Source organism: Streptomyces sp. NPDC059866 (genome assembly GCF_042731325.1).
Lineage (GTDB): Bacteria > Actinomycetota > Actinomycetes > Streptomycetales > Streptomycetaceae > Streptomyces > Streptomyces flavusporus.
The window spans coordinates 91,301-108,774 of record NZ_JBHWJT010000024.1 but is presented as its reverse complement, the minus strand read 5'-3'; the positions used below and the strand labels follow the sequence as shown (position 1 = coordinate 108,774).

General features: G+C 71.2%; 16 protein-coding genes. 8 read left to right on the top strand and 8 right to left on the bottom strand.

Features of this window, described 5'->3' with window-relative positions; all coding sequences use genetic code 11:
- Positions 1–220: 220 nt before the first annotated feature.
- On the top strand, positions 221–502 hold the full coding sequence (locus ACFV7R_RS32545; protein ID WP_385269859.1) for a hypothetical protein: 282 nt from the start codon (positions 221–223) through the stop codon (positions 500–502).
- On the opposite strand, the gene ACFV7R_RS32540 is transcribed toward ACFV7R_RS32545, so the two are convergent.
- Together ACFV7R_RS32540 and ACFV7R_RS32535 are read right to left on the bottom strand one after the other, a co-directional pair.
- Entirely contained in the window at positions 489–1,139 is a 651-nt protein-coding gene (locus tag ACFV7R_RS32540) for an RDD family protein (RefSeq protein WP_385269857.1), read from the bottom strand. The two genes, ACFV7R_RS32545 and ACFV7R_RS32540, sit on opposite strands and share 14 nt — an antisense overlap.
- An 87-nt stretch (positions 1,140–1,226) precedes the next feature.
- Positions 1,227–2,876 carry an RDD family protein gene (locus ACFV7R_RS32535; RefSeq protein ID WP_385269855.1) on the bottom strand — a complete coding sequence of 550 codons (1,650 nt, stop codon included), beginning with the start codon at positions 2,874–2,876 and terminating at the stop codon, positions 1,227–1,229.
- Between the two features lie 242 nt (positions 2,877–3,118).
- Between ACFV7R_RS32535 and ACFV7R_RS32530 the strand changes: the two genes are divergently transcribed.
- A complete protein-coding gene (locus ACFV7R_RS32530) occupies positions 3,119–3,529 on the top strand; it encodes an SsgA family sporulation/cell division regulator (protein ID WP_385269853.1) in 411 nt (136 codons plus the stop codon).
- Positions 3,530–3,539: 10 nt separating this feature from the next.
- Here ACFV7R_RS32530 and ACFV7R_RS32525 read toward each other — a convergent pair whose 3' ends face one another.
- Entirely contained in the window at positions 3,540–4,946 is a 1,407-nt protein-coding gene (locus ACFV7R_RS32525; RefSeq protein ID WP_385269851.1) for an FAD-binding oxidoreductase, read from the bottom strand.
- 92 nt (positions 4,947–5,038) lie between these two features.
- On the opposite strand from ACFV7R_RS32525, the gene ACFV7R_RS32520 reads away from it, so the two are divergent.
- Complete coding sequence (locus ACFV7R_RS32520) at positions 5,039–6,490, top strand: tetratricopeptide repeat protein (RefSeq protein ID WP_385269849.1); 1,452 nt, start codon at positions 5,039–5,041, stop codon at positions 6,488–6,490.
- A 52-nt stretch (positions 6,491–6,542) separates the two neighbouring features.
- On the opposite strand, the gene hppD is transcribed toward ACFV7R_RS32520, so the two are convergent.
- Positions 6,543–7,688, bottom strand: coding sequence for a 4-hydroxyphenylpyruvate dioxygenase (hppD, locus tag ACFV7R_RS32515; protein WP_385269847.1), 1,146 nt, complete (start codon positions 7,686–7,688; stop codon positions 6,543–6,545).
- Positions 7,689–7,812: 124 nt separating this feature from the next.
- Between hppD and ACFV7R_RS32510 the strand changes: the two genes are divergently transcribed.
- Genes ACFV7R_RS32510 through ACFV7R_RS32490 form a run of 5 tightly spaced genes read left to right on the top strand, consistent with a single transcriptional unit; the run spans position 7,813 to position 12,024 of the window.
- The gene (locus ACFV7R_RS32510; RefSeq protein WP_129799745.1) at positions 7,813–8,283 is read left to right on the top strand and encodes an Lrp/AsnC family transcriptional regulator; all 471 of its coding nucleotides are present in this window, start codon (positions 7,813–7,815) and stop codon (positions 8,281–8,283) included.
- A 46-nt stretch (positions 8,284–8,329) separates the two neighbouring features.
- Complete coding sequence (locus ACFV7R_RS32505; RefSeq protein ID WP_385269845.1) at positions 8,330–8,977, top strand: ABC transporter permease; 648 nt, start codon at positions 8,330–8,332, stop codon at positions 8,975–8,977.
- Positions 8,970–10,208, top strand: coding sequence for a betaine/proline/choline family ABC transporter ATP-binding protein (locus ACFV7R_RS32500; protein ID WP_385269843.1), 1,239 nt, complete (start codon positions 8,970–8,972; stop codon positions 10,206–10,208). The genes ACFV7R_RS32505 and ACFV7R_RS32500 overlap by 8 nt, the downstream gene beginning before the upstream one ends.
- A gap of 26 nt (positions 10,209–10,234) precedes the next feature.
- The gene (locus ACFV7R_RS32495) at positions 10,235–11,065 is read left to right on the top strand and encodes an ABC transporter permease (protein WP_385269976.1); all 831 of its coding nucleotides are present in this window, start codon (positions 10,235–10,237) and stop codon (positions 11,063–11,065) included.
- A complete protein-coding gene (locus ACFV7R_RS32490) occupies positions 11,062–12,024 on the top strand; it encodes a glycine betaine ABC transporter substrate-binding protein (protein ID WP_385269841.1) in 963 nt (320 codons plus the stop codon). The genes ACFV7R_RS32495 and ACFV7R_RS32490 overlap by 4 nt, the downstream gene beginning before the upstream one ends.
- Positions 12,025–12,038: 14 nt before the next feature.
- Here the strand turns inward: ACFV7R_RS32490 and ACFV7R_RS32485 are convergent, their stop codons facing one another.
- The 4 genes from ACFV7R_RS32485 to ACFV7R_RS32470 form a co-directional block, all read right to left on the bottom strand.
- Complete coding sequence (locus tag ACFV7R_RS32485) at positions 12,039–12,830, bottom strand: S16 family serine protease (protein WP_385269839.1); 792 nt, start codon at positions 12,828–12,830, stop codon at positions 12,039–12,041.
- Between the two features lie 56 nt (positions 12,831–12,886).
- Positions 12,887–13,528 (bottom strand): IclR family transcriptional regulator, encoded by a 642-nt coding sequence (locus tag ACFV7R_RS32480; RefSeq protein ID WP_385269838.1) that lies wholly within the window; start codon positions 13,526–13,528, stop codon positions 12,887–12,889.
- Between the two features lie 379 nt (positions 13,529–13,907).
- Positions 13,908–15,707 (bottom strand): DEAD/DEAH box helicase, encoded by a 1,800-nt coding sequence (locus tag ACFV7R_RS32475; RefSeq protein ID WP_385269836.1) that lies wholly within the window; start codon positions 15,705–15,707, stop codon positions 13,908–13,910.
- A gap of 219 nt (positions 15,708–15,926) precedes the next feature.
- Positions 15,927–17,372 carry an MFS transporter gene (locus tag ACFV7R_RS32470; protein ID WP_385269834.1) on the bottom strand — a complete coding sequence of 482 codons (1,446 nt, stop codon included), beginning with the start codon at positions 17,370–17,372 and terminating at the stop codon, positions 15,927–15,929.
- Between the last annotated feature and the right edge of the window lie 102 nt (positions 17,373–17,474).

The following is a 17,474-nucleotide window of genomic DNA, read 5'->3' as shown; positions in this document are numbered from 1 at the left end:
GACGTTTCGCTTACCGAACAGTGTGCTTCGCTCAACGGGCGCGCAGGACCGTCCACTTCCTGGACGGCATGAATCGGTGCGCCCCTTATGCATCGGCACTGTTGGTCATCTCACGCTTACGGTTCGTTCCACTCGGGCATGCACGCGAATAGATTCTGTCCGCACCCTCCCCCTAGAGGCACGGGGGGAGACCACCCCCACTTTCTAGGACTCGATTGCCATGCCTCGTCCGACTGCCGCACAGCTCGCCTACGGTTCGTTGACCGTCATCGCCTCGACGCTCGCCATGCTGCTGCTGTCACAGACGAGTTCGGGTGCGGGGATCGGGGTCATCGCCGTCGCGGCGCTCGTCCTCGGGCTGCTGGTCGCCCTGACGGTACCCGTGCCGAAGCGCACACCGACCGTCGTACGGCGCTCCGCCCCGGCCTCCCGCGTGGCGGCTCCGGTCCCGGCGGCACCCGAGCCGGTACGGCAGCCGACGTCCGGCGTCACGTCGCGCTGACCACCACCGTCTTGGCCGCCTTGTCGTGCAGGCCCTGCTTGTAGGGCTTGTCGAAGAAGCTCCAGCCGCCGCAGATCACCGTCCAGAGACAGGCACAGCAGAACGCGAACGGAATCCAGAGCACCGCGGAGCGGATCAGCGCGGTCTGCACCGAGGGCGTGGCGCCGTTGTCGAGGTTGGCCACCCGCATGCCGAGCCACTTCTTGCCCAGGGTCTGCCCCCACTTGCTGATCATGAAGGTGTCGTACGCCATGAAGAGCACGGCGGCGATGGTGGACTGCCCGAGGGAGCTGCCGGTGTCGACCTCGTCGGCGCCCACCCCGTACTCGTCGACGTTGAAACCCCAGGCGAGCAGCCAGACGACGACGCCGACGAGGATCATGTCGATGATGCGGGCGAGCGTGCGCTTGCCGCTGTCGGCGAGCGGGGGCATGCCCGCGAGCGGCTCCTCGGGGCCACCGCCATAAGGGCCACCCCCGTAGGGAGGTGGCTGGTCACCGCCGTACGGCGGGGGTTCCTGGCCGCCCGGGGGCGAGTCGTACGGTGAGCCGGCCCCCTCGCCGGGCGGGGGCTGCTTCTTGAACGGATCGTCCTCCGGCGGCTGTCCGCCGGATCCGGGGGGCGGTTCGGTGCTCATGGCCCGAGTGGACCGCGAACCCTCCCACCGCGCATCCGGCGAGCGGCCGTCCGGGGGTACGGAATTACCTGGTCACCCGGGTGGAGGTCAGCCCGCGACGAACGTATGTGCGGCCTTGTCGTGCCAGCACTGGCGCCACGGCTTGTCGAACAGGCACCACAGGACGCCGATGAGACCGACGCAGAGCAGTCCGGGGACGCTGTAGACCAGCCAGCGGCGCAGGGCCGCGCCGAAGGACGGAGCCTCGTGCGCCTCGATGTCCCGCACCTCCAGGCCGAGCAGCCGCTTGCCCAGCGTGCGGCCCCACTTGGCGGTCGGCAGCGCCTCGTAGAGAACACCGAAGAGGAGCAGGACGGCGAGGATGATGCCCAGGTAGGTGGACGTCGTGCCGTCGAGCAGCCAGACCGTGACCGTCCGGCCGGAGAGCTTGGCCTCGTCGATCTTGCCCTGGATGTGGTCGAGGGCCTGTGCGCCGAGCGGTACGGCGGCGACGGCGGTGACGGCGCCGACGACCACGGTGTCGATCAGGCGGGCGGCCAGCCGCTTGCCGAGCGCCGCGGGCCGCGCCGCCGCCTGCCGCCGCGCCGCCGCCTGGAAGGGGTCCTCGACCGGCGGCTTCCACGGTGCGACCGGCTGCTCGTCGGCCCCCGAGGCGCCGGCGAGATGGTGGACCTGCTGGGCCCAGGAGGACTGGCCGCCACCGGGGCCGCTGGTCACCGGGGCGGCGGTGCCTGGAGCGGCGGCCTGATGGGGCACACCGGGGGGCGCGGACGAGGGGGTGGTGGACTGCGGGGTGGCCGGCGCCTCCTGCACACCGGCCTGCGCTGCTGGCGCCACCTGCGCCTGTCCGGCCTGCACCGCGGCAGCGCGCGCCGCGGCCGCCTTTCCGGCACCGAAACCGGGGGCGCCCGATCCGGCGGAGGGCGCCGGGGTGGGGGCGCCGGGGCCGGCGGGGCCGGGGATCGATGCCGCCGGGGCGGATGCGCCCGGGGCGGCGCCCGCCGGACCGGACACACCCGGGCCGGAACCCGCTGGGCCGGAACCCGCCAAGCCGGAGACACCCGCCGCGGCGCCCGACGCTCGCGGCCCCGGCATGCCCGGGCTCCCGGGCTGCGCCCCCGGTGTCCCGTCCTGCTGACCCGTGCTGCGGCTGACGGCGCGGAAGGTCATCGTGCCCTCGTCCTCGGCGGCACCGTCCGTACCGGCGCCCGGGCCCTGGGAGTCGGCGGTCGGACGGCGGAAGACGAACGTGTTGCCGCCGGCCGCGTCCGCGTCGGACGCGGCCGGCGGGATCGTCGCCGTGCCGTCCGTGCGAGCGGACCGGCCGTCGGGCGACGTGGGGGCGTCGGCGGGTACGCGCGGGTCGGCGCCCTGCGGTGCGCCCCAGGAGACGCGGCGGTCCTGGTCGCCGCCGAAGCCGGACTGCCGGGAGCGGTCGGCACCCCACGCGGAGGCCGGCTCGGGGCGGCTGCCGTGCTGGGCGTCGGCGGGGCCGGCCTGGGCCTGCGGTTCGGGGTCCTCGTCGAAGAAGTGCGGCCCGGTCTCCTCGACGGCGGGCTGCGCGGGGGGCGCGCCGGGCGGTGGCGCGAGCGGTTCGCCGTCGGCCGGGGCCGGACGGCTGGTGCCCGGTACCCAGGCAGCACCGTTCCAGTACCGGACATATCCGGGAATGGAAGGGTCCGGGTAATAGCCCTCGCGGGGCCTGTCGTCGCCGGGTGCCGGGGTTGGGGCGCTCATGTCCGTCGTCCCGTATCTGCTCGGGGGTGTTATGGGGGCCTCCACATCTATCAGACCCGCCGGACCGGCACCGCCCGTCCCGCCGGACCCGCCCCTTTCGAGCACGCTTGTGCTACCCCCGCGAAAAAACTTCGGGGAATCCGCGTAATGCTCCCGCCTTCCCCCGCTCTCCACTCGTACGGGCCCGCCCAAGGGCCCGTACGACAGATCCGTGCAGACCTGTGCAGAGAGGAAAGACAGCCATGCACACCGTGGTAGAGCGGGAGTTGGAGATGCGGCTCGTCCTGTCGCCCGAGCGGAGCGTCCCGGTCGCGGCCCGGCTCGGCTACCGCTCCGACGACCCCTACGCCGTCCACATCACCTTCCACATCGACTCCGACCAGCCCGTCAACTGGACGTTCGCCCGTGAACTCCTCGTGGAGGGGGTGTTCCGGCCGTGCGGACGCGGGGACGTGCGGGTGTGGCCGTCGAAGGCGAACGGGCGCAGTGTCGTTCTGATAGCGCTGAGTTCACCCGACGGGGACGCCCTGCTCGAGGCCCCGGCCGCGCAGGTGTCGGCCTGGCTGGAGCGCACACTGCGGGTGGTGCCCCCGGGGAGTGAGGGCGCTCAGCTCGGCCTCGACGACGGTCTGGCCGAGCTGCTCGCCCGGTGAGGCGCGCGCTTCAGAACAGTTTGCCCGGGTTGAGGATGCCCAGCGGGTCGAAGACCTGTTTGACCGCGCGCTGCATCTCCACGCCCACGGGGCCGATCTCGCGCGCCAGCCACTCCTTCTTCAGGACGCCCACGCCGTGTTCGCCGGTGATCGTGCCGCCGAGTTCCAGGCCGAGGGCCATGATCTCGTCGAAGGACTCGCGGGCGCGCCGGGACTCGTCGGGGTTCTGTGCGTCGAAGCAGACCGTCGGGTGGGTGTTGCCGTCGCCCGCGTGGGCGACGACGCCGATGGTGAGCTGGTACTTCTCGGCGATGCGCTCGACGCCGTCGAGCATCTCACCGAGCCTGGACCGGGGCACGCACACGTCGTCGATCATCGTGGTGCCCTTGACGGCCTCGAGTGCGGTGAGCGACAACCGCCGTGCCTTGAGGAGCAGTTCGGACTCGGCCGCGTCGTCGGCCGGGACGACCTCGGTGGCGCCGGCGGCCTCGCACAGCGCGCCGACGGCGGCGAGGTCGGCGGCCGGGTCGGGGGTGTCGAAGGCGGCGAGGAGGAGGGCCTCGGTGGTCTCCGGCAGGCCCATGTGCGCCATGTCGTTGACGGCCTTGACCGTCGTACGGTCCATCAGTTCGAGGAGGGACGGCACGTGCCCGCCGGCCATGATCCGGCACACGGCGTCGCAGGCGGCGGCTCCGGAGGCGAACTCGGCGGCCAGCACCAGCTGCTGGAGCGGCTGCGGCTTCAGCGTCAGGATCGCCCGTACGACGATGCCGAGGGAGCCCTCGGAGCCCACGAACAGGCGTGTGAGGTCGTAACCGGCGACGCCCTTCGCGGTGCGCCGGCCGGTGGACATCAGCCGTCCGTCGGCCAGGACGACGTCGAGTCCGAGGACGTACTCGGCGGTCACCCCGTACTTCACGCAGCACAGGCCGCCCGAGGCGGTTCCGATGTTGCCGCCGATGGTGCACATCTCCCAGCTGGAGGGGTCGGGAGGGTAGTACAGGCCGTGTTCTCCCACCGCGCGGGACAGGGCGGCGTTGATGACGCCGGGTTCGACGACGGCGATGCGGTCGACCGGGTTGATCTCGATGATCCGGTCCATCTTCGTCAGGGACAGCACGATGCAGCCGTCGGAGGCGTTGGCCCCGCCGGACAGCCCGGTGCGGGCGCCCTGCGGGACGACCGGGACGCGCAGCTCGGTGGCGGTGCGCATGACGTGCTGGACCTGTTCGACGGTGCGCGGCAGCACGACCACGGCCGGGCTGCCGGCCGGGCAGAAGCTCGCCATGTCGTTGGCGTAGGAGGCGGTGACGTCGGGGTCGGTCAGGACGGCCTCGGCCGGCAGGCCCGCCAGCAGCCGGTCCGTGAGGCTGCCCTGCACTTCGTCGGAAGGGGCTTGGATACGGCTCATGATCACAGCGTGTCACCCGGGGCCATCGGTGTGAACCCCGTCGACGGCACCCTCGGCGTGCCGGGACCCGGTCGTCGTACTGGCGCACAGTGTGCGGCATGAACACCGTCATGGAGACCGAGGAGACCCGGAAGAACCAGGAGCGGGGCGAGGGTCGGAAGCGGGCGGGACGGCGTGGCCCGCGGCGCCGTTCCCGGCTCCTCGCGGGTGTCGTGATCGGCTCACTCGTGGGGTGCCTCTTCGTCGCCGGGGTGCTGATGCTGCGGCCCGAGCGGCCGGACCGCCCGCCGCGGCCCGCGCCGCGTCCGGCGGCACCGGCGATGACCGCGGTCACGAACGGGGTGCCGGCCGCGTCGGCCGAGCTGGAGGCGCTGATCGGCGACCGCGAGGCCCGACTGCGGGCGCGGCCCACGGACGCCCGGTCGTGGGCGGTGCTGGGCGCGGCGTACGTCCAGCAGGGGTGGCGGACCGCCGACGCCACGAACTACCCGAAGGCCGAGCAGGCCCTGCGGATGTCCCTGAAGGTGCGGCCGCGCGGCAACGTCGACGCGCTGAACGGCATGGCGGCGCTGGCCAACGCCCGTCGCGACTTCCGGACCGCGCGGAAGTGGGCGGAAGCGGCACTGAAGGTGGACGCCAAGAGGTGGACGATCTACCCGCTGCTGATCGACGCGTACACCGGCCTCGGCGACTACAAGGCGAGCCGGCGGACCCTCGAACGGCTCCAGGAACTGCACTCCGGACCGGCGGTCATGGCCCGGGCGGCCGGCGTGTACTGGGACCGCGGCTGGCGCGAGGACGCGGCGGCGACCCTGTCCGACGCGGCGGCGGCCGCCGGGTCTCCGGCCGAGCGGGCGGCGTGGCTGGAGCGGGCCGGGCAGCTCGCCTGGGAACGCGGGGACCTCAAGGCGGCGCTGCGGTACTTCGAGGAGGCGGTGCGGCTCGATCCCGACCAGCGGGCCGCGCAGGCCGGACAGGGGCGGGTGCTGGCGGCGCTGGGGCGGACGGCTCAGGCACTGAGCGCGTACCGGGTGGCGCTCGACAAGCAGCCGTCGCCGGGTTACGCCCTGGAGCTGGGCGAGCTGTACGAGTCGCTGGGGCTGCAGGAGGCGGCGGGGGTGCAGTTCGAGCGGCTGCGGTCGCAGGTGCTCAACGCCGCCGAGGGCGGGGTCGACGAGGAGCTGGTGCTCGGGCGGTTCGAGGCGGACCACGGTGATCCCGGGGCGGCGGTGGAGCGGCTGCGGGCCGAGTGGCGGCGCCAGCCCGGGCTCGCGGTGGCCGACGCGCTGGGGTGGGCGCTGCACCGGGCGGGCGAGCACGAGGAGGCGCTGTGGTTCGCGGAGCGGGCGACGAACAGGGAGCACGGGGGTGAGGTGCGCAGTGCGCTGTACTCGTACCACCGGGGGATGATCGAGAAGGAGCTGGGGCTGGACGGGCCCGCGCGGCGGCATCTGCGGGAGGCGCTGCGGATCAACCCGTACTTCTCGCCGTTGCACGTGCCCGTGGCGGAGGCGGCGCTGGGCGAGTTGGGTGAGCCGGACGGTGAGTAGGGCGTGAGCGGAGTCCGGTACCGGACTCCGCCGCTGCCCTCCTCGGGAGCGCTCAGAGGTTGCCGCGCCTTTCCTGCTCCCGCTCGATCGCCTCGAACAGCGCCTTGAAGTTGCCCTTGCCGAAGCCCATCGAGCCGTGCCGCTCGATGATCTCGAAGAAGACGGTCGGGCGGTCCTGGACCGGCTTGGTGAAGATCTGGAGCAGGTAGCCGTCCTCGTCACGGTCCGCGAGGATCTTCAGCTCGCGCAGGGTGTCGACGGGGACGCGGGTCTCGCCGACCCACTCCCCCAGGGTGTCGTAGTACGAGTCGGGCGTGTCCAGGAACTGCACGCCGGCCGCCCGCATCGTCCGTACCGTCTGGACGATGTCGTTGGTGTTGAGCGCGATGTGCTGGACGCCCGCGCCGCCGTAGAACTCCAGGTACTCGTCGATCTGGGACTTCTTCTTGGCGATGGCGGGCTCGTTGATCGGGAACTTGACCTTGAGTGTGCCGTCGGCCACCACCTTGGACATCAGCGCGCTGTACTCGGTCGCGATGTCGTCGCCCACGAACTCCTTCATGTTCGTGAAGCCCATGACCTTGTTGTAGAAGCCGACCCACTCGTTCATCCGGCCGAGCTCGACGTTGCCGACGCAGTGGTCGATGGCCTGGAAGGTGCGCTGGGCGGGCGGTTCGACGAGGGGCGCGGCGGCGACGAAGCCGGGGAGGTAGGGGCCGTCGTAACCGGAGCGTTCGACCAGGGTGTGGCGGGTCTGGCCGTACGTGGCGATCGCGGCGAGGACCACCTTGCCGTGCTCGTCCTTCAGCTCGTACGGCTCGGCGACCGACCGGGCCCCGTGCTCGACGGCGTAGGCGTACGCGGCGCGTGCGTCGGGCACCTCGATGGCGAGGTCGATGACGCCGTCGCCGTGCTCGGCCACGTGCTCGGCGAGGAAGTGGCCCCAGGTGGTGGCGGGCTTGATCACCGAGGTGAACACGAAGCGGGCGGAGCCGTTCTCCAGGACGTACGCAGCGGTCTCGCGGCTGCCGTTCTCCGGTCCGGAGTAGGCGACCAGGCGCATGCCGAAGGCGGTGGAGTAGTAGTGCGCCGCCTGCTTGGCGTTGCCCACGGCGAACACGACCGCGTCCATTCCCTTGACCGGGAAGGGGTCGGCCTGCCGTGCGGTGTCGGGAGTGTGGTGTGTGGTCTGCGTCATAGCCGCAGCGTCTCTCCGGGCCCGCAAGGTGCGCAATAGTTTGCGTCCTTGCTGGGCAATGTGACCAGTAGGATGCCCGTATCGGCGGGCGTTGTGTACAGGATGACCAACTGGGAGGCCCGCTGTGGCGATCGATCACCTGGACGGCCGCATCATCGTGCTGCTGGCACGTGAGCCGCGGATCGGCGTGCTGGAGATGTCGCGGCGGCTCGGCGTCGCGCGCGGCACGGTGCAGGCGCGGCTGGACCGGCTTCAGTCGAACGGCGTCATCCGCGGATTCGGCCCGCAGGTGGACCCGGCGGCCCTCGGCTACCCCGTCACCGCCTTCGCCACCCTGCAGATCCGGCAGGGCCAAGGGCCCGACGTACGGGCTCATTTGGCGACCGTACCGGAGGTCCTGGAGCTGCACACCACCACCGGCAGCGGCGACATGCTGTGCCGGCTGGTGGCCCGCTCCAACGCCGACCTTCAACGTGTGATCGACCGGGTCGTCGGTTTTGATGGCATCGTCCGGGCCGCCACGGCGATCGTGATGGAGAACCCCGTTCCGCTGCGGATCATCCCGCTGGTGGAGCAGGCGGCGCTTCGGGAGTGAGCCACCGCGACCGGTGGGCGTGAGCAGGGCTGTGGGGTGATCGCGGGTGAACTTCTGGGAGTACCTCGGCAGCCGCCACCAGCAGCTGCTCACCGACGCCTACCAACACGCCAGCGCCGTCTTCCAGTGCATGGTCGTGGCGACTCTGCTGGGCGTGCTGATCGGCGTCGTCACCTACCGCTCGGAGTGGGCGGGCAACCTCGCCACCCTGGCCACCTCTGCCATCCTGACCGTTCCGTCGCTGGCGATGATCGGTCTGCTGATCCCGGTCGTGGGGCTCGGCGTACCGCCGACGGTGATCGCACTGACGTTGTACGGGCTCCTGCCGATCGTGCGGAACGCGATCGTGGGGCTGCGCGGCGTGGACCCCACGCTGGTGGACGCGGCCACGGGCATCGGGATGTCCCGGCCGATGCGCCTGGTGCGGATCGAACTGCCGCTCGCCTGGCCGCCGATTCTGACCGGCATCCGGGTCTCGACGCAGATGCTGATGGGCATCGCGGCCATCGCGGCGTACGCCTCCGGCCCCGGCCTCGGCAATCTGATCTTCCGCGGCCTGGCGTCCCTGGGCAGCAAGAACGCACTCAACCAGGTGCTCGCCGGCACGCTCGCGATCATCATCCTGGCCCTGCTGTTCGACGCCGTGTACGTCCTCATCGGACGGCTGACCATCCCCAGGGGGATCCGTGCCTGAGACGTCCACCAGGGGGGCCGCGATCGAGCTGGAGAACCTCAGCAAGCGCTACCCGGGCAACCCGGCCCCGGCTGTGGACAACGTCACCATGCACATCAATGCGGGCGAGACCGTCATCTTCGTCGGTCCGTCCGGATGCGGAAAATCAACCACGCTCAAGATGATCAACAGGTTGATCGAGCCGAGCAGCGGTCGTATCCGGATCAACGAGGAAGACGTGACCCGCATGGATCCGGTCAAGCTGCGCCGCCATGTGGGGTACGCGATCCAGGCGTCCGGTCTGTTCCCGCACATGACGGTGGCGCAGAACATCGCGCTCGTCCCGAAGATGATCGGCTGGTCCAAGACGCGGATCCGGGAGCGGGTCGAGGAGATGCTCGACCTGGTCGGGCTCGACCCGCGCGAGTTCCACGGCCGCTATCCCCGCCAGCTGTCCGGAGGCCAGCAGCAGCGGGTGGGCGTGGCCCGGGCGCTGGCCGCCGATCCGCCGGTGCTGTTGATGGACGAGCCGTTCGGCGCGGTGGACCCGATCACCCGGGACCACCTCCAGGACGAGCTGATCCGGCTGCAGCGCGAGCTGCACAAGACGATCGTGTTCGTCACGCACGACTTCGACGAGGCGATCAAGCTCGGCGACCGGATCGCGGTGCTGCGGGAGCGCTCGCACATCGCGCAGTTCGACACCCCGGAGGCGATCCTCACCAACCCGGCGGACGACTTCGTCTCCGGTTTCGTCGGCGCCGGGGCGGCGCTGAAACGGCTGAACCTGACCCGCGTACGGGATGTGGAGATCACCGACTACCCGACGGTGACCGTCGACGACCCGCTCCAGTCCATCTTCAACCTGCTCCGCTCCAGCGGCACCAACGAGATCCTTCTGCTGGACAAGCGGGGCCGCCCGTACAAGTGGCTCAGACGTGGCGATCTGATGCGGGCCAAGGGCTCGCTGGCGCGCGCGGGCACGCTCGTGTACGACACGGTGACCCGGGACGCCACGCTGCGGGACGCGCTGGAGGCGGTGCTCACGGACAGCGCCGGGCGGGTGGCGGTGACCGGGCGGCGCGGCGAGTACACCGGCGTCGTCGACATGGAGACGCTCATCAACTCCGTGCACGAGCTGCTGGAGGCCGACCGGCTGGAGGCCATGGCGCACCGGCACGACCTGGAGGAGGCGAGGGCCGCCCAGACGCATGCCGAGCAGGAGGGCAACGGAGGGGAGGCGAAGGCGTGACCACCTCTTCGGACCAGAACCGGCCGATGGGCGAGCGCGACGTCGAGGGCCGCCCCTACCTGGAGGAGGGCGAGCTCCCGGACGACCAGGAGCCGCCGCCCCCGCCGAGTCCGACGGGCCCCCGGATCAGCTGGCAGAAGCTGACCGTGCTGCCCGCGTTCCTGGTGGCGCTGCTGCTCGCGACATGGCTGTGGTTCGCGCAGGCCGACCTGGACACGATCTCCGAGAACGCGCTGTCCGGCGGCCGGGTGTCCAAGGCGCTGTGGCAGCACATCGAACTGACCGTGATCTCCACGTTCTTCGTGCTGATCATCGCCATCCCGCTGGGCATCCTGCTCACCCGCAAGGCCTTCCGCAGGGCGACCCCGGCGGCCATGGCGATCGCCAACATGGGCCAGGCGACCCCGGCGATCGGCCTGCTCGCCCTGCTGGTGATCTGGCTGGGCATCGGCCGCAGGGCGGCCCTGATCGGCATCATCATCTACGCCGTGCTGCCGGTGCTGTCGAACACCGTCACCGGCCTGAAGGCCAACGACCCGACCCTGCTGGAGGCCGCGCGGGGCATCGGCATGTCCCCGGTGGGGGTGCTGAGGCAGGTCGAACTCCCCCTGGCGGTCCCGCTGATCCTGGCCGGCGTCCGTACGGCGCTGGTCCTGAACGTCGGTACGGCGACCCTGGCGGCCTTCGGCGGAGGCGGCGGACTGGGCGTGCTGATCACCACCGGCATCACCAGCCAGCGGATGCCGGTGCTGGTGCTGGGCTCGATCCTCACCATCTCGCTGGCCCTGCTGGTGGACTGGATGGCCTCGCTGGCGGAACTGCTGCTGCGGCCGCGGGGGTTGGAGGTGGGGCGATGAGGCGCGGGTGTCTGCTGCTGGCCGGGCTGCTGGTCGCCGCCTCCGGCTGCGGCCTGACCAGCGGTTCGCCGATGGTGGACGACGTGCGGCCCGGCTCGATCGGACAGGGCGAGCCGCTGAAGGGCGCCGATCTGACCGTGACGTCGAAGGAGTTCACCGAGCAGCTCATCCTCGGCGCGATCATGGGCATCGCCTTCGAGGCGGCCGGCGCGAACGTCCTGGACCGCACCGGTATCCAGGGCTCCGTGGGCTCCCGCGAGGCGGTCAAGAGCGGTGACGCGGACGGCGTCTACGAGTACACCGGCACCGCCTGGATCACGTACATGGGCAACAGCGAGCCCATCACCGATCCCCAGCAGCAGTGGCAGGCGGTGCACGACGCGGACCTGAGGAACGGCCTGACCTGGCTGCCGCCGGCGTCCCTCAACAACACCTACGCCCTGGCGATGAACCAGGCCAACTTCAAGAAGTACGGCACGCGGACCCTCTCCGACGTGGCCGCCCTGTCCGCGTCGAACCCCTCGGCCGTGACGCTGTGCGTGGAGGGCGAGTTCGCCAACCGGGCGGACGGGCTGCCGGGGATGCAGAAGGCGTACGGCATGAACATCCCGCCGGCCCGCATCACCCAGATGGACACCGGGATCATCTACACCCAGGCGGCGAAGGGGAGTTGCACCTTCGGGGAGGTGTTCACCACCGACGGGCGCATCAAGTCCATGAACCTGGTGGTGATGGAGGACGACCGGAAGTTCTTCCCCAACTACAACGCGGCACCCGTGATCAACACCAGGACACTGAAGGAGTGGCCGGCGATCACCGGCATCCTCGACCCGATCACGAAGAAGCTGAACAACTCCGTGGCACAGACGCTCAACGCGAAGGTGGACGTCGACGGGGAGGATCCGCACCAGGTGGCACTGGACTGGCTGGTGGAGGAGGGGTTCGTCAAGGAGGGATGAGCCGTGCTCGGCCGCTAGCAGCTCGGTACCGAGCCGGTCCCCTTCTCCAGATTCACCAGGGAGTCCACCGCCCCCTTCAGCGTGGTCACCGGAATCAGCCGCAGCCCCTTCGGCAGTTCCGACTTGGCGTCGGCGCATTCGGCCCGCGGCACCAGGAACACCGTCGCCCCGTCCCGCCGAGCGGCCTGCGTCTTCAGGGCCACACCGCCCACCGCGCCGACCGCGCCGTCGGCGTCGATCGTCCCCGTACCGGCGATGGTGCGGCCGCCCGTGAGGTCGCCGCCGCTGCCGTCGCCGTCGAGCTTGTCGACGATGCCCAGGGAGAACAGCAGGCCGGCGCTGGGGCCGCCGACGTCGGCGAGTTCGAGGTCGACCTTGATGTTCTCGTCGCCCCGGTCCAGGTAGGTCAGCGCGGCCCGGGTCGCCTCGTCCTGGGACTGACGCATCTGGGCCTCGTTGTGCCGCTCGATCTCCTTGACGCTGTCACCGCTGGGATAGACCGCGTCGCGCGGCATGACGGCCTGGTCGGTACGCCACCAGGCGTCGATCACATCGCCGAGCGAGATGTGCGCGTCCGGGTTGGTCGCCTCGATCGTCGTCATCCGCAGCTGCCCGCTCGTGTCCCGGGTCGGGGCACCGGAGATCGTGATCACCGGCGTGCCCTGGTCATCGCCGAGGACGTTCGCCGTCATCCCGGGCTGCGCCACCGAGAACGGCAGCGGCGCGAACGCCGCCGTGGCGATCAGGCCCACGACGGGCAGAGCGCAGACGGCGAGAGCCTGGGAGCGTGTGAGACGAGAGAGCACGAGGTCAATCTAACGCGACGGCGTGTTCGAGCCGCCCCCGGTTCGGATCACGCCGGTCAGCGCAGTGCCTCCGCCACCTCGCGTGCCGCGTCCACGACCCGCGGGCCGACCCGCTCCGGCACCGCGTCCGCCAGCATCACGACCCCGACGCTGCCCTCGACCCCGCTGACCCCGACCAACGGCGCGGCGGCCCCACAGGCCCCCGCCTCCAGCTCCCCCTGCGTCAGGGTGTACCCGGGTTCACCGGCCGGCCGCTGCCGGGCGGAGAGGATCGCCTTGCCGGCGGCGCCACGTTCCAGCGAATGCCGGAAGCCCGCCCGGTAGGCCACGTGATAATCCGTCCAGGTCGGTTCGACGACGGCGACGGCGAGCGCCTCGGCCCCGTCCACCAGCGTCAGATGCGCGGTCGCACCGATGTCCTCGGCCAGCGACCGCAGCGCCGGCAGCGCGGCCTCCCGCACCAGCGGATGCACCTGGCGCCCGAGCCCCAGCACACCCAGCCCGACCCGGGCACGTCCGCCCAGGTCACGACGTACGAGCGCATGCTGCTCCAGCGTGGCCAGCAGCCGGTACACCACGGTCCGGTTCACGCCCAGCTTGGTGGACAGTTCGGTGACGGTCAGCCCGTGGTCGGTGTCGGCCAGCAGTTTGAGGACGCGCAGTCCCCGGTCGAGCGTCTGAGAGGTCTCCGCGGTCACGACGCCCACTCCTTTGGTGGTGAGGTCGACAGCCCCCTCGCGGCGGATGCGTCGCCGAGTCCCGTCAGCGATGCGCTTCAGAGGCTGCCGATCGGCTGACGGCCCGGCCGGTGGTCCGGACTCAGTCGCTTCACGGCTGCGCTCCGCGGCGGCGCTGCCACGGGGCGTGTGCGTAGCGGGACAGTAGCGAAGGGGGTTCGCTGAGCGGAAGGCTCCGTCCAGAATCCGGGCAGTGGCGGATACGGAGTATCGCCCTTTGCCCGCATACGTACGGTGCGCGAAGCGCCCCTGCAAGGGGCGCGGGGAACTGCGCGACCAGCCACAGACGACCCGCAGCCGAATTACAACCGCGAAACCCGGCAAGGCACAGCGCCCAGCGTCACCGCATCCGGGTGGCCCACTCCTGCACCTTGGCGATCCGCTGCCGCAGTTGCCCGGCCGTGGCCTCCGCGCTCGGCGGGCCGCCGCAGACCCGGCGCAGTTCGGTGTGGATGACGCCGTGCGGCTTGCCGCTCTGGTGGACGTACGCGCCGACCATGGTGTTGAGCTGCCGGCGCAGCTCCATCAGCTCCTTGTGCGAGACCACCGGCCGCCGCTCGGCGGGCAGTTCGAGCAGGTCGGCCTCGGTGTCCGGCTTCTTGCGGCTGTGCGCGATCTGCCGGGCCTGCCGCTTCTGCAGCAGCAGCTGCACCTGCTCGGGCTCCAGCAGTCCGGGGATGCCCAGGTAGTCCTGCTCCTCCTCGCTCCCCGGGTGGGCCTGCATGCCGAACTCGGCGCCGTTGTACATGACCCGGTCGAAGACGGCGTCCGACTCGAGGGCTTCGAAGGGGAGCATGTCCTGCTCGCCGGTGTCCTCGTCCTGCTGCTTCTCGGCCTCCTGGAGGAGCTTCTCCTCCTCGGCGTACGGGTCCTCCTCGCCGTCCTTCTTCGGCTTGTCGAGGACGTGGTCGCGCTCGCGCTCCATCTCGTTGGCGAAGGAGAGCAGGTCGGGCACGGTCGGCAGGAACACGGACGCGGTCTCGCCACGCCTGCGGGACCGTACGAAACGCCCGACGGCCTGCGCGAAGAAGAGCGGCGTCGAGATGGTGGTGGCGTACACCCCGACCGCGAGCCTCGGCACGTCGACGCCCTCGGACACCATCCGCACCGCGACCATCCAGCGGTCGGTGTTGTTGCTGAACTCGTCGATCCGGTCGGAGGCGCCGGCGTCGTCGGAGAGGACGAGGGTCGCCTTGTTGCCGGTGATGTCCCGGATGAGCTTGGCGTAGGCACGCGCCGAGTCCTGGTCGGAGGCGATGACGAGGGCGCCCGCGTCCGGGATGGCCTTCCTGACCTCGGTCAGCCGCTGGTCGGCGGCGCGCAGCACCGCGGGCATCCACTCGCCGCGGGGGTCGAGCGCGGTACGCCAGGCCTGGCTGATCGCGTCCTTGGTCATGGGCTCGCCGAGCCGGGCCTCGATCTCGTCCCCGGCCTTGGTGCGCCAGCGCATGTTGCCGCTGTAGGAGAGGAAGATGACGGGCCGCACGACGTGGTCGGCGAGCGCGTTGCCGTACCCGTAGGTGTAGTCGGCGGCCGACCGCCGGATCCCGTCGTTCCCCTCCTCGTACGTCACGAAGGGGATGGGGTTGGTGTCGGACCGGAAGGGCGTACCGGTGAGCGCGAGCCGGCGGGTCGCGGGCTCGAAGGCCTCGAGACAGGCCTCACCCCAGGACTTGCTGTCACCGGCGTGGTGGATCTCGTCGAGAATGACGAGGGTCTTGCGCTGCTCGACGCGGTTGCGGTGCAGCATGGGGCGGACGCCGACGCCCGCGTAGGTGACCGCGACGCCGTGGTACTCCCTGCTGAGCGGGCCCGCGCTGTACTCCGGGTCGAGCTTGATCCCTATCCGCGCCGCGGCCTCCGCCCACTGCTTCTTCAGGTGCTCGGTGGGCGCGACCACGGTGACCTGCTGCACGACATGGTGGTGCAGCAGCCAGGACGCCAGCGTCAGCGCGAAGGTCGTCTTGCCGGCGCCGGGCGTGGCGACCGCGAGGAAGTCACGCGGCTGCTCCTGGATGTACTTCTCCATCGCACCCTGCTGCCAGGCACGCAGCTTGCTGGCAGTACCCCAGGGGGCGCGGCCGGGGAACGCGGGCGAGAGGTGATGGGAGGACGAGGAGGAAGCGGCGGTGGTAGTCACGGTCTCCGGGGGGGGTGGGTCGGGCGGCTCGGCTGGGTACGACAACCGGGCCACCCTACCGGCGGGCCGGCGGTGTCAATGCGCCAACTGCGCCGGGTCGCCCGTGGGTGGGATCCACGTCACAACTCCCGCAGCCGTCCCACGAACGAGACCGAGAGTGAGCTCTTGCATGCGAGGAGGGCAGTGGCCACGGTCACGCAGCGGCGATCGGTTTACCGCTTACCTCTCCCGCAACCGCGTAGTCACCCAAGCCCCCACCAACGCCACCCCCGCCATCGGCAGGAACACGGCGGCGAAGGCGGCCGGATGCGAACCCGTGGCCTCGGTCGCCGCGTGCGTCACCGTGCCGCCGCCCAGGGCCGCGAAGGCCGCGCCGCCCGCCGCGAGGAGGACGACGTTGGACAGGCCGTCGGAGATCTGGAGGGCGGCGGAGTTGGTGCCGGCCTCCTCGGGGGCGGAGAGGTGGAGCAGGAGCACGCTGGTGGAGGAGATCACCAGGCCCATCCCGAAGCAGCCGAAGCCCCAGGCGACGGCCACGATCCACACGGGCACGGAGTCGATGAGCACGCTCGGCGCGGTGGCGATGGCCGCGGCGACCAGCACCATCCCCAGCGTCATCAGGCGTTCGCGGTACGGCTCCAGGCGCGGTCGCGACTGCACCCACGAACCCAGCGCCCACGTCCCGCCCCCGGCCGCGAGCGAGAACCCGGCGAGCGTCGGTGACAGCCCCCGCTGGGTGACCAGCATCAGCGGCACGAACGACTCGGCCGCGATGAAGGATCCCGCGGCGACCCCGCGCAACAGCACCACGGACGGCAGCCCGCGTGCCGCCCGGTACGTACCGCGCGGGAGCAGTCCGAGCACCGCCGGCACGAGGAGGGCGGCACCCGCGATGCCGGGGACGAGGGAGAGGGGCCGCAGATCCTGCGCGGCGTACTGCAGCAGCCCGGCGCCCAGGGAGATGCCGAGGGCGAGCCGGATGCGACGCCGGTCGAAGGAGGCGCCGTCCGCCGAGTCGTCGACGGCCCCGGACGCCCGGCGTCGTATCTGCGGCAGCGCGAGCCCCAGCGGAAGGACGACGAGCACCGGGATCCCGACGAACACCCAACGCCAGCCGAGGTGTTCGGTCACCGTTCCCGAGGCGAGCGGTCCCACGATCGACGGCACGACCCAGGCCGCCGCGAACGCCGCCATGATCGCCGGTCGCAGCCGCTCCGGATAGGCGCGGCCCACGACGACGTACAGCGCGACGATCACCAGCCCGCCGCCGAGCCCCTGCACCGCCCGCCCGAGGATGAACGGCCACATCGCAGCCGCGGTCCCGGACAGCAGCAGCCCCGCGGCGAACGCCGCGATACCCGTGGTCAGCGCGCCGAGCGGGCCGCGCCGGTCCGACCACTGACCGGCGAGCACCATCCCGAACAGGCTGGTCGTGAAGTACCCCGAGAACGCGAACGCGTACAGCGACACACCGTCCAGCTCCCGCGCCGCGACCGGCATCGCGGTGCCGACCGCCGTCGCCTCGAAGGCGATCAGCAGCACGACGGAGACGATCCCGACGCTGAGCGCCCGGTAGGACCGGCTCAGCACACTGTCACTGTCGGGTTCCGACGGGACGGTGCGGGTGTCTGCGACGTCGGTGTCGCGGGGGTCCAGGGCAGCCATGTACGCCAGCGTAAGGGGCACAACCTGATGTGACCCCTGTCGGGAGACGGTGGTGGACTCAGCCCATGGTCGTAGGCCCGCAGGCCCTTCCTGGGCTTTTGT